This window comes from Actinoplanes sp. DH11, assembly GCF_020873875.1.
Taxonomy (GTDB): Bacteria; Actinomycetota; Actinomycetes; order Mycobacteriales; family Micromonosporaceae; genus Actinoplanes.
The window spans coordinates 71,303-83,067 of record NZ_JAHWGU010000009.1 but is presented as its reverse complement, the minus strand read 5'-3'; the positions used below and the strand labels follow the sequence as shown (position 1 = coordinate 83,067).

Here is an 11,765-nt window from a genome sequence, read left to right as displayed (position 1 = left end):
CGCGCGTCAGCGCCGGCCGGTCGCTCCCGCGCCGGCAACCCGCAGGGCCGCCGCCAGCCAGTGCAGATGCTCCGTGGAGTCCGGCGCGCGGCGGTGTCCGCGCACGCGCGCGACGAGCCGGAAGTATCTGTCCGCGTCCGCCTCGATTCCCGCCTCCAGGGAGGCGAGCGCAGCGGTCAGGGCCGTGGTGCCGAACATGTCGGCGACCAGTTGAGCCGCGACGGATCCGTCCGGCCGGGCGCCGGCCTGCCGGGCCTCGGCGACGGCTTCGACCACCTGCCTGGTCCACCAGATGTTCGACCCGGCCGGTTTGGCCCGGCCCGGTACGGGCGTGTTCAGTTCCAGGAAGACCCGCATCCGCGCGCGGAAGTCCGGGTCCTGGATCAGTTCGGCCAGTTCCACCCAGGCGTCCACCTGCTCGGGCGTGGGATCGTCGGGCAGCTCGATCCGCAGCTGGCGCACCTTTTCCCGCAGCGGCGGTTCGAGCCCGAGGCCGCCCATCACGTCCGCCTTGAAATCGTCGATGATCTGCACCCGTTCGGCGGCCGACAGCCGCGCCAATCGGTTCATCAGTGCTGTCTCCTCAGCCGTGGAACCACGTTTCGACACGGTCGACAACACCGCCCGGCTCACCTTGAGGGAACGGATCCGCGCGTCCAGCGCCGCCACGTGCGTCTCGGCGACGTCGGCCATCGTGGTCCGGCCGTCGAGCACCCGGCACACCTCGTCGAGCGCGAAACCGAGTTCCCGCAACGTGCGTACGAGCTCGGCACGGGCCACACCCGCCGCGTCGTAGAGCCGGTATCCGCCCACCGAGCGACCGGCCGGCGGGACAGCTCCCTCGTCCGACCAGAAGCGCAGGGTGCGCACGTCGATGCCGGTGCGGCGCGCCAGCCGGCCGATGGTGAGCAGGTCGATGTCGTCGTCCATGGCTGAATCCTCGACGTTCCAGCCACTGGAGAGTCAAGCCCGCCGCGGGGATGACCTCACCGCGACGGAGGGCTCAGGCCGCGGCAGGCGCGATGAGGATGTCGAGCGAGAGGGTGAGGTACCGGGCGGTCATGCCCTTGTCGGCGGTGATGCCGAATTCGTACCGGTCGATCCTCGTGGTGGCCTTGAACCTGATGCCCCCGGCCTCGGGCGCCGGCTTCTCCACGGCGAGTTCGACAGGTCGCGCCGCGGCCTTGACGGTCAGTTCACCGAGCACGACGTATCCGGCGCCCGCCTCGCGCACGGCGGTGGACACGAAGCTGATCCGAGGGTACGTCGCGACGTCGAGGTACTTGGACGAGCGCACGACCTTGTCACGGGTGTCGTTGCCGGTCGCGAAACTGCCGGCGTCGATGACGGCGGTCGCCGACGACTGCGTGGGGTCGGCGGCGACGTGCACCTGACCCGAGGAGAGGGAGAACGTTCCGCGCACCGCGCCCAGACCGAAGAAGTGGCGGGTGGCGAAGGTGACAGTGCTGCGTCCGGCGTCGATGGTGTAACCGCCCGGTGCGGGAAGGGCGACGCGGTCGTCTGCGGTATGTGTCACGGGAATCCTTCGAAGCAGGTCACACACGGGTCCGGACTGGCGGTTGCGTGTAGCTTTCCCCGGTCCCAGGAGGGAGCGCAACCCCTACCCCGCGGCGCCGCGTCCCGGGGCCCGCAGGTTCACCCCACCGGCACTGTCGAATGTGGAATTCTGGGACGCATGCTCAAACTCGGTGTCAGTCTGCCCCAGTTCCAGCACTTCACCCCGGGCAAGGACGTCGTCGCGGCGGCCCGGGCGATGGAGGAGATCGGCTTCGACAGCCTGTGGGTGTTCGAGCGGGTGCTCGTACCGGAAGATCAGAGCGGACCGCACGGGCTGTACGGGGTGCCCGGCCTGCCCTGGCCGGAACAGTACCGCGGTGTCGCCGACGCCCTGGTCACGCTCGCGACGGCCGCCGCGGTGACGTCGCGGATCGCGCTCGGCACCGGCGTGCTGGTGGTTCCGCTGCACCTGCCGATGCGGCTGGCCCGGGAACTGGCGACGCTCGACGCGGCAAGTGGCGGGCGGCTCATCGCCGGGCTCGGTTCGGGGTGGTCACCCGACGAGTTCGCCGCGGTGGGCGCGGTGCCGCTGACCGGGCGCGGGCGCGCCCTGGACGACTTCCTGGACATCGCGGCCGAGGTGTGGGGCCCGAACCCGGTCAGTTTCAAGACCCGCCGGTTCGAGGTGTCCGGTGCGGACATCGGGCCGAAGCCGGCGCACCGGATCCCGGTCCTGCTCGGCGCCGCCAGCGAGAAGGCGCTGGCCCGGGTGGTGCGCCGGGCCGACGGGTGGGTGGCCAGCGGTGTCACGCCGGAGCAGGTGAAGGCGACCCTGGGTGGGCTGCGGGCGGCGGCGGAAGCGGCCGGGCGCGACCCGCAGTCGATCAGTTGCACGGTGCAGATCGGGACGCTGGACCTGACCGAGTCGACGGCGTCGCCGCGGCCCGCGTACGCGGGCAATGTGGCCCAGCTGGCCGAGGACGTGGCCGCGCTGGCGGAGGCGGGGGCCGACCACGTGTATGTGACGCTGCCGGCAGCGGTGCGCACTGTCGGCGAACTGATCGACAAGGCGTCCGAACTGCATGATCGGGTACGCGCCTCCGGCGTCTGAGCGGTCCGCCGAGGTCAGCCGACCGGCAGGCACAGGTCGTCGACCTTGGCGGCGTTCCGGGCGGTGCGGCGGAACGAGTCACCGGCGTACGCGTAGGTGTAGGTCAACTTCAGGTCGGCACAGGCTTGAACGCCGCCCTCACTCACCCCGTACGCCTCAATGGTGATCGTTTCGCCGTCCACCGTCATCGACCGGTACCAGGGCAGGTCGGTGGGGCCGACATCCTTCAGCAGGGTGCCGATGCGCCGCGGTCTCCCGGTGCCCGCGGCGCCGTCGAAGACCTCGACGGTGCTCGGGATGTAGGAGGTGCTGGCCTCACAGGTGCGGGCGACAAGCGTGTCGGGTACGCCGTCGCCTGTCACGTCCTTCGTCATCTGCTCCTGGACCTGGGTCTTCTGGCCGGCGTTGGGGCAGGAGCTGAGGTCCTTGCCGCCGATCTTCCGGGGCGGTGCCGTCGTCGGTCGCGTCGGGGTCGGGACTGCGGTCGTGGTCTGCTCGGTCGGCGCGGTGGGAGTCGGCGCGATCGAGGGCGGCGCGGTTGAGGGCGGGGCGGTGACCGGCGCCGACGGCGGGCCGGGCTGCCCGGTCGCTTCGGGTGCCGGCGTCGACGGACCGGAACAGGCGGTGGCGAGCGCCGCGGTGGTGATCAGAACGGCCACGGACTTCTTGATCACGGCGCCCTCCGGAAGTCGGGTTCGACGGCGCCTCGGCCGGGCCGTCACGACACCAAAGGTACGAAACGGCCGCATCCCCCGTACACCCTCGTCGGACTGATCTTGTTGACGTGCCGGGTTACGGTCGTTTCATGGCTTCTGCTTCGTACCCCCGAGCCGTCGCGACGGCCGCGCTGCAGGCGGCGCTCAGCAGCACGTGGATCGTCGCCCGGGAACTCTCGCCCGCCAAGCGGCGGCTCGCCCGGGCCGGCACGGTCGCGGCGGTGCTGACCGCCGGGTACCTGACAGCGCCCTCCACGGAGGAGTCGGACGCCGAGGCCGAGGTCGACCTGGTCGTCGGCGCCAACCCGTTCCCGGCGGCCGAGGGCGCGGTGCGCGACGACGCGCCGCAGGTTCCGTTCGACAAGCGCAAGGCCCTGATCGGCGCCGGCGTGGTCGCCCTGTCGGTGGCCGCGATCGCCGGGCGCCGCCAGCTGGAGAAGCGGTGGCTGGCCCGGCTGACCCAGAACGGTCACCCGCACCCGACCCGGGCCCTGGCCGTGCGCATCGCCGGCCTCGAGTTCGCCGTTCAGCTGGCGTTACAGCTCGCCGACGTGCGCAAGGCCCGGGCCCAGCTCAGCGGGTCAACCAGCGGATCATCGCCGCGGCGGTGAGCACCCCGACGGCGGCCCGCGCGACGGTGCGTCCCGGCTGACCCCAATCGCCGCGACTCGCCGCCGGACCAGGCCGGCTGTCGAACAACCCGCCCGGCGTGTGCTCGGCGTGGTCCCCGGCGTGCAGGAAGTAGCGCCGCCCGCCCCGCGCCGCCAACCGGCCCACCGTGCCGGGGGCGAGCGCGTACAGCGCGGAAGCGGCGTTCAGCGCGCCCACCCGGGTGGCGCGGCACGGCCGGTCGGCGAGGCCGGCGATGACGGTGGCGACCCGTTCGGGAGCGACCACCGGTGGGACGGGGCGCAGCGTACGCCCCGTGTAGTTACCGGAATTGATCGGTGTCGGCGTGTCCACGAACGCCGGGTACACGCCGCAGACCGCGATCTTCGACCGGATCCCGAGTTCGGCGCGCAACGCGTCGGTGAAGCCGGCCAGCCCCGCTTTCGCCGCGGAATACCCGGTGGTCCAGGCCGTCGGGATGCGCCCGGCGATGGAGACCACGTTGATGAGTACGCCGGTGCCACCGTGCGCCTGGAAATGCGGAATGACAGCGTGGGCACCGTTCATCGCCCCGATCAGGTCGATTTCGATCAGCCGCCGGTCGGCGTCGGCGGGGATGTCCTCGAACGGCCCCCACAGGCTGGTGCCGGCATTGTTGACCCACACGTCGACGCGCCCGAACCGGTCCGCGGCCCGCGCCACGACCTCACGCATCCGCGCGGCGTCGGTGACATCACCCGGTACGGCGAGGACCGGCGACTCGCCGTACACCAGTGCCGTGTCGTCGCGGTCGCGTGCCACCCGCTCGCATTGGCGTGCCGCCTCGGCGAGGCGCTCGGCCCCGCGGGCCACCAGCACCACGTTGTCGCCGCGGCGGGCGAACTCGCGGGCGGTCGCCAGCCCGATGCCACAGGACGCGCCAGTGATCACGACGGTTCTGCCCATGTTCCCCTCCGCCTTCGTCAAATCCCTTTTGCCGGGGCCTCGTTGCCGGGACCCCTTTGCCGGGGCCTCGTTGCCGTGGCGTCGTTGCCGTGGCCCCTTTGCCGTGGCTCGATCTCTTCGCCGTGGTCAGATTCCGGACGGGGTGCCGGGGCTGTCGTCGGTGGAGCCTTGACCCAGATTGCTGCGGCGGCCCGCGACCGCGGGATCGGGTGACAGGTTCGGCTGGCCGCCCTGCTCACCGGCCTGCGGCCGGTGCTCCTGCGCCGGGTCGTAGGCCAGCTCGTCGTCATCCTTGCCGCCGGCCCGCGTGGCGTCCTGGGCGGTCGGGTCGGCACCGGCTTTGCGTTCACCGACGTCCCCGGTGCCGATGCCGGTGGGTTCGCTGCCCTCGAACATCGGGTTGCCGGCGGCCTCCTGGTCGCTCACAGCGTCACTCCCTCCCGGTCTCGCGGTCGTCGTCGCCGGCGTCGGCAGGCTCGCTGGCCGGCCGCCGGCTCGTCTCGACGTCCGTCGGGGTCACCGGGGTGCCGGTGGCGTCCTCGGCGGCGCCGTGCTCGATGGAGTCCTCGGGGCGGTTCGTGTTGTCGGTCATGCCCGGCGACTTCCCCGGGCACGGGCGGGCAAACGTGGGCGTCCGCCGGTTGGTCCCGCGGGGACAGGCGCGGGCGTCCGCAGTTTCCCGCGGGAGAGGCGCGGGCGTTCACAGGTCGGTCCGCAGGACAAGCGCGGCCGTCCGCCGCGGGACAGACGTGGGCGTTTGCCGGTTCGCCGCGCGGGGACAGAGAGGACATGGAGCCCATCGGAGACCCGGACGAAGAGGTCGGCGACTTCGCCGAGGAGCACGAACTGACCGAGGTGTCGGACGAGGAGAAGGACGGCGAACCGGAAAGTCCGGAGCGCTTCACCGGAGGCGCGGGCACCGACGGCCCGCCGTGACCACTGCCGTCTCGCACCGGCGCGGAGACCCGGCCGGAACAGTCCGGGTCTCCGCGATCGATCAACGCTACGGGGGGCCTGCGAGCCGCTACCGCGTATGCGGGCCGAGAGTCAGGCTGAGTCCGTTCCCGCTCAGGGCACCGCTCCGGACAAGGCGATCGATGAGCCGTTCGAGCCGGCGCGCGATGTCAGCCCCGCGCCGAGTCCACCCGTAAAGCTTGGCGACGTGAGCGCTCAGCTCGTCACGGGACACTCCCCCGGTATCCCGCACCAGGTTGGTGAGGGCCAGCACCAATTCGTCGTCGTGGACCTGCTCCACGGTGCGCTGACACTCGTCGACGGGACTGCGGACCTCGGTGATGGCGGTGCCGGGCAGGCGTACGAAATCGCCGTCGCGCTCGAGGCCGGCCTCGCGGATCGCGGCGTCGATGTTGTCCCGGATCCGTGCGCCGATCCGGCCGATGTCCCAGCTGTCGCGCAGCCGCTGATGAAGAACCGTGATGTGCACGGGCCCTTCGACCGCGGCGATCTCCGCGACTCCGCCCTTCATGGAGTGCGAATTTCCGCGCTCACCCGGGTCCACCCAGTACGGCAGGCGGTCGACGGCCGCGATCCGGTAGGGCGTCACCCATTCCGGCCGCAGATCGACGGCCGCGGTCTCGGTGCTGACGGCGGGCCGCTCGATGATGTCGTCGACGCTGGAGAGCAGGCCGCGGATCGGAGCCGCGACCGCTTCCTCGATCGCGGCACGGAGGCGCTGTTCCTCGCCGAGCCGGTTGCGATACCACGCGGTACCCCAGATCCGGTGCAGGCGCCATCCCAGGCCACGCAGCACCTGGTCGCGCAACCGGTCGCGGTCTCGGGCGACTCGGGACGAGTGGTACTGGAAGCCGTCGCACTCGACGCCCAGCACGTAGACCCCGGGACGATCCGGGTGGCGTACGCCCATGTCGATCCGGTAGCCGGCGGCACCGACCTGCGGTGTCAGCTCGTACCCCCAGGAGCGAATCACCGAGATCACTGATTCCTCGAACGGCGACTCGGCGTCACCACCGGTGCTGGTGTCCAGGGCCAGGGCCGCGATGCCGCGCTCGGCATAGTCCAGGTACCGGCGCAAGTGGCGCAAACCCTCGCTGCCGGCCGACGCGGTGATGTCGGAGGCGCGGACACTGGTGACCACCTCGTTGCGGAACCGCGCCCGAGTGATCGCCACGTTGAGCCGGCGCCAGCCGCCGGCCCGGTTCAGTGGGCCGAAGTTCATCGTCGTCTTGCCGGTCTCATCAGGGCCGTACCCGATCGAGAAGATCATGACGTCGCGTTCGTCGCCCTGGACCGACTCCAGGTTCTTGACGAAGAAGCCGCCGAGCCGGTCATCGGTGAAGTACTCGTCCAGGTCCGGCCGTTCCAGGCGAGCCTGTTCCACCGCGTACTCGATGGCCGCGGCCTGTGACTCGGAGAAGCTGACCACGCCGAGGCTGAGGTGCGGCCGGGTGGTGAAGTGGTGGATGACCCGCTCGGCCACCTTGGCGGCCTCCACCGGATTGTCCCGCGACGAGCCACGCCGATAGACGCCGTTGACGGGCACCAGCGCCACGCCCACGTCGGGCCCGACGTCCTCGGCGCCCGGGAACGTGATGAGCCGCCCCTTGTAGAACGAGGTGTTGGAGAAGGCGATGAGCGCCTCGTGCCGGGATCGGTAGTGCCAGCGCAACGTTAGCGCCCGGAACGCCGCGGAACCCTTCATCAGGTCGAGGACCGACTCGAAGTCGACGCCGTCCTCGGCCTCCTCGTCCCATTCGTCACCGTCGTCGGCGACGCCGGCGGTGAAGAAGCTGGTCGGCGGCAGCTGCTTCTGGTCGCCGGCGGTGATCAGAGCGTCGCCGCGGTAGATGCAGTTGATGGCATCGGCCGGAGCGACCTGACTCGCCTCGTCGAAGATGACGACGTCGAACCGCATGTCCGACGGCAGGTACTGACTGACCGCCAGGGGCGACATCATGAAGCACGGCTTGATGGCTTGAGTGACGTTGCGAGTGCGTTCCAGCAACAGCCGTACCGGCATGTGCTTCTTCTTCTTGCCTGCCTCCCGCCGGATGATGCCCGACTCACCCAGATGGGTACGCGGCCGCCGTTGATTGCAAGCGGTGATGATCCGCGAGGTCGCGGCGGCGATGAGCCCGCGGTCCAGGGTGCGGTACTCCGCCACGAGCGAGTCGCGGTCCTCGGCGCGAACGACACGGAGGGCGGCGTCGCGCTGGAGGTGGTGGTCGGCCCACTCCTGCAACAGGGCACGGGTGAGGACCTCCGGCACCTGCGCCGCGCCGACACGTTCGGTGATACAGAAGTCGATGGCGGTCTCGAGGCCGACGGCGACAAGATCGGCACGGGCGCTCTGGTACGCGAACCATTCCTGTTGCCCCGCGCTGTCGTCGCGCAGCGCTGCGATGAGGTCGGCGGCTTCCTCGAAGTCGTCGAGCTCGGTGCTGAGCTCAGCCTGCCGGTCCGGCCCGAAGGCGGCGAGCAGACGGGATCGGGCCTCGGCCCATCGGCGAGCGACTTCGTCCAGTTGCGGTGTCGGCACGACGTGGTCCAGCGCCACCGACTGGGCCGGGGTCAACGGCTGGTCGGCGCCTTCCGCGAAGGTACGCGTTGTCGCCGCCCAGGCCAGTGCCTCCTGAACTGCGGGGATGTCGGTCCACTCACCCCGATAGAGGGCTCCCAGCACTGCGGAGTCGCGCTCCTCGTGCTTGGCGAGCAGGTCGTAGACGGCGTCGACGGCGGCCCGGAGTTCGACCAGGTGACGAGCCTCGGTAACGGTCAATTCCCGGCTGACCGCCCGGCTGACCGTGGCGGCCAGGGTCGCGGCCTGTCGCAGTGGATCCAGGTGGTGGTGCAGCCATCCGGCCGCCTCGGTGATCGGGAGCAAGGCGATCTCCGGCCGCGCCGCGGGCAGCGGCTCCGGCGCCAGGCGGGACCGCCACTCCCGCAGCCGTGTCCGGGTGTCATCGACAACGCCGAGGACGGCCTCATGGGGCGTCGCGTCCTGAGCGATGTGGTCGGCGAGTTTCCCCAACTCCGTGGTCCGAGCATGCTCGAGCGCGGTGGCGGCAGTGGCGAGTGCGCGGGACAACCGGTCGAAATCGGTGGCGCGGCCGTCATAGTAGGTGCCGAGCGTCGCCGCGTACCTCTTCTCTGCCTCGGTGAAGGCGGCAGCCGCGCGCTTCCAGGCGATGCCCTGGGGAAGGTGCCCGCGCGCCTGCTGCTTGTCGATCCCCTCCCGGGTGAACGACGCCAGCTCCCGCTTGTCGGCGCGGTAGGCGCCGGTGAGCTTCTTCAGTCCCCGGTGCTCGTGGGTGAAGCGATGAGTCAGGTTCTCGACGTCGGCGACGAGCAGGCCATCGGTGTAGTGGGTCACGGCCGTGTCCTCGGCCTCCCGGAGGGCGGCGATCGCCTGACGCAGGGCCTGTGCGGCCTCGGACGCGGCGGTGTGCCCCGCCGCCGACAGCCAGGCGCGCTCGGGACGGTCCTCGGCCCGGGCGAGAAGCGCGACGTCGAGGGTCGCCTCGGCGTCCTCGAACGACACGACCGGCGGCAGCCCCAGCATGGCGGCCACGCCACTGAGCGAACGACCGGCTGCCCTCAGCATCTCGGCGTCGAGGTGGAAGGTGTCGGCGAGAACAGTCGCCTGCCGCGCGGTCAGAGAATCGATGCTCAGCGGGGCGACGGTGAGCGTCGCCAGCTCGGAGGTGTCCACGTCGGGCACGTCGGCGGCGGCAGGGATCTGGGACCAGGGCACCCCTGCGGCGTCGCTTGCGGTGGTCTGCCGCTCAGCGAGCGTCCGCAGGTTCGCGGCGAGACGGTCGGCGGTCTTCATCGTCTTGGCGAGCCGGGTGGCGGTCAGCCAGTGCTGCGGCACGTCCGCCGGGCGCGCACCGTGGTGGGCGACGATGCGGACCAGCTCGCTCACCTGGGACAGCCGGCCCACGTCGAACGCCGTCGCCAGGGGTGCGTGGACGTCGGTGATCCCGGCGAGTGTGTCGAGCGCCGACTGGGCGGCGTAGAGACGGGAGTCCAGTGACCCGCGATGGGTGACGCCGCGCCAGACGAACGATCGGCCCTGGGCTGCGGGACGCCAGGCGCGGGACAAGGCCGCGGCAGTGGCGCGTACGGTCCCGAACGTCTCGACGGTCAGATCGACCGGGGCGATGCCACTGCTGGGCGCGGCGGGCACGTGCTGCAGGCCGGCGATCATGCCGAGAACATCGTGGAGTGAGTGGTTGAGCGGCGCCCGCGGCAGGTTCATGGCCTCGGCGTACGCGTTGAGTTCCTCCCGCCTGCGCCGGGCCCGGTCGATGTCGATGTCGCTCATCCCGGCCGGCGCGACCGGCACGGTTTCCAGACCCTGACCGAGAGCGGCCGCGACCTCTTTGCGGGTCGCCTTGTGTGAGTGCAGTTCCAGCAGGTAGGCGCTGAGTCCCACGTCGTGAAGCCGGTTCCGGACCACTTCGAGTGCTGCCGCCTTCTCGGAGACGAAGAGCACCCGCTTACCGGCGTGCAGCAGCGCGCCGATCATGTTGGCGATGGTCTGCGACTTGCCGGTACCGGGCGGCCCGTCCATGACGAAGGACCGTCCGGTGAGGGCGGCGGCGACGCTGGCCCGCTGGGAGGAGTCGGCGTCGAGGACCAGCGGAATCCGCTCGGCGGGCATCTCCTCGTCGACGCGGTCCTCGGTGAGCTCGTCGAACAGGAAGCCGCTGTCGCCGTTTCCCCGTCCCCCACCGACCAGGCCACGGACGATCGGGCTGCCGGCGACCGCACTCTCGTTGTCGAGCAGATCCCGGTACATCGCCTCCTTGGCGAAGGAGAAGTAGGAGAGTGTGACCTCGTCGTTGACCCGCCAGGCGCGGTGCTCGGCGACGGCCGCCCGCACCGCGGACAGATAGTCGGCGTAGTCGAAATCCTCCAGATCGTCGACCGGCGGCAGGCCGACGTCGAGCTGGGTGAGCTTCAGCAACAGCGCGGGGTTGACGACCGGGTCCTCGTCGGCGCGTTGCAGCAGAGGCAGCTGCTTCGGTGCGGTCGCCACGAGCCGGACCGGGACGAGCAGCAGCGGGCTGGTGTACTGCTTCTTGTCGGCATCGGTCCAGGTCAGCGATCCGAACGCCAGATAGAGGATCCACAGGCCACGGTCCAGGAACTCCTGGTTCGACCGGCGCAGGAGATTGCGCAGCGCGCCGCTGAGGTCGGCGATCGGTTTGTCGGTCTGGAGCACTTCGACCGGCCGCGCCCTGCTGGGACGCCCGGTGAGCACGGCGGGCTCACCGGGCTCGTCGTCGTCCGCCGCGGGCCGGAATCGGAAGTAGCGGTCGGCGCCCAGCCCGGCAAGGATCTCGGCCGCCGCGGGGGCGAGCAGCCGGACCGCGCCCGATTTGCTCAGCCGGAAGTTGAGCAGGCGGTTCGTACCGGAGAGATTGATCAGGCTGTCCCGCCATTGATGAATGGTGGCCTGCAGTAGCCGATCCTGCGCCGCGGAATTCTCGGTCGTGCCGGCCATCCAGCGTCTCCATCCTTACTATGTGTCTCAGGTGGTGGTCGTCATGACCGGTGGCGATTACCGGACGACTCACCGCCATTTCGCGGAGGTGCGCTGTGATGCGACGTTCGCTCGGCATGACGGTGCGTCCATGTAGATCCGCTCGAATTTAGATGCGGTGGCGGAATCGCACAGTCGGCCGTCCGGACGATCCTCAGAAGAGAGGCGAGCCAAGAATCGCAGTCCAGACAGGACACTCACTGACGACGACGCTTCGGGCAGTTCCCGCCGCGACTTCCAACTTCCTCCGATCGGCCAGATTCACATATCCGAAAGTCTGAAAAATAGGCCGATCAAGTTTCCGGAAACACTCACCGATAGTGCGTGCGCATTCATC

At 70.5% G+C, this 11,765-nt stretch carries 10 protein-coding genes; 3 read left to right on the top strand and 7 right to left on the bottom strand.

Annotation, left to right across the window (positions count from 1 at the left end; genetic code table 11):
- Positions 1 to 6: 6 nt before the first annotated feature.
- Positions 7 to 930 carry a MerR family transcriptional regulator gene (locus tag LPA41_RS15120; RefSeq protein ID WP_229071008.1) on the bottom strand — a complete coding sequence of 308 codons (924 nt, stop codon included), beginning with the start codon at positions 928 to 930 and terminating at the stop codon, positions 7 to 9.
- Between the two features lie 73 nt (positions 931 to 1,003).
- Positions 1,004 to 1,537 carry a YceI family protein gene (locus tag LPA41_RS15115; protein WP_229071007.1) on the bottom strand — a complete coding sequence of 178 codons (534 nt, stop codon included), beginning with the start codon at positions 1,535 to 1,537 and terminating at the stop codon, positions 1,004 to 1,006.
- A gap of 159 nt (positions 1,538 to 1,696) precedes the next feature.
- On the opposite strand from LPA41_RS15115, the gene LPA41_RS15110 reads away from it, so the two are divergent.
- On the top strand, positions 1,697 to 2,629 hold the full coding sequence (locus tag LPA41_RS15110; protein ID WP_229071006.1) for a TIGR03619 family F420-dependent LLM class oxidoreductase: 933 nt from the start codon (positions 1,697 to 1,699) through the stop codon (positions 2,627 to 2,629).
- A 14-nt stretch (positions 2,630 to 2,643) separates the two neighbouring features.
- On the opposite strand, the gene LPA41_RS15105 is transcribed toward LPA41_RS15110, so the two are convergent.
- The gene (locus LPA41_RS15105; RefSeq protein WP_229071005.1) at positions 2,644 to 3,303 is read right to left on the bottom strand and encodes a hypothetical protein; all 660 of its coding nucleotides are present in this window, start codon (positions 3,301 to 3,303) and stop codon (positions 2,644 to 2,646) included.
- A 131-nt stretch (positions 3,304 to 3,434) separates the two neighbouring features.
- Between LPA41_RS15105 and LPA41_RS15100 the strand changes: the two genes are divergently transcribed.
- Positions 3,435 to 3,956: a hypothetical protein gene (locus tag LPA41_RS15100; RefSeq protein WP_229071004.1), complete on the top strand. Its 522-nt coding sequence runs from the start codon at positions 3,435 to 3,437 to the stop codon at positions 3,954 to 3,956.
- Here the strand turns inward: LPA41_RS15100 and LPA41_RS15095 are convergent.
- The 3 genes from LPA41_RS15095 to LPA41_RS15085 all read right to left on the bottom strand — a co-directional run bounded on the left by LPA41_RS15095 (position 3,919) and on the right by LPA41_RS15085 (position 5,491).
- Positions 3,919 to 4,899, bottom strand: a complete 981-nt coding sequence (locus tag LPA41_RS15095) for an SDR family NAD(P)-dependent oxidoreductase (RefSeq protein ID WP_229071003.1) — start codon at positions 4,897 to 4,899, stop codon at positions 3,919 to 3,921. The two genes, LPA41_RS15100 and LPA41_RS15095, sit on opposite strands and share 38 nt — an antisense overlap.
- Before the next feature lie 126 nt (positions 4,900 to 5,025).
- Positions 5,026 to 5,325: a hypothetical protein gene (locus tag LPA41_RS15090; protein WP_229071002.1), complete on the bottom strand. Its 300-nt coding sequence runs from the start codon at positions 5,323 to 5,325 to the stop codon at positions 5,026 to 5,028.
- Between the two features lie 4 nt (positions 5,326 to 5,329).
- Complete coding sequence (locus tag LPA41_RS15085) at positions 5,330 to 5,491, bottom strand: hypothetical protein (protein WP_229071001.1); 162 nt, start codon at positions 5,489 to 5,491, stop codon at positions 5,330 to 5,332.
- 197 nt (positions 5,492 to 5,688) lie between these two features.
- Here LPA41_RS15085 and LPA41_RS15080 point away from each other — a divergent pair, with 197 nt between their 5' ends.
- The gene (locus LPA41_RS15080) at positions 5,689 to 5,835 is read left to right on the top strand and encodes a hypothetical protein (RefSeq protein ID WP_229071000.1); all 147 of its coding nucleotides are present in this window, start codon (positions 5,689 to 5,691) and stop codon (positions 5,833 to 5,835) included.
- A gap of 88 nt (positions 5,836 to 5,923) precedes the next feature.
- On the opposite strand, the gene LPA41_RS15075 is transcribed toward LPA41_RS15080, so the two are convergent.
- On the bottom strand, positions 5,924 to 11,389 hold the full coding sequence (locus LPA41_RS15075; RefSeq protein ID WP_229070999.1) for a DUF3320 domain-containing protein: 5,466 nt from the start codon (positions 11,387 to 11,389) through the stop codon (positions 5,924 to 5,926).
- Between the last annotated feature and the right edge of the window lie 376 nt (positions 11,390 to 11,765).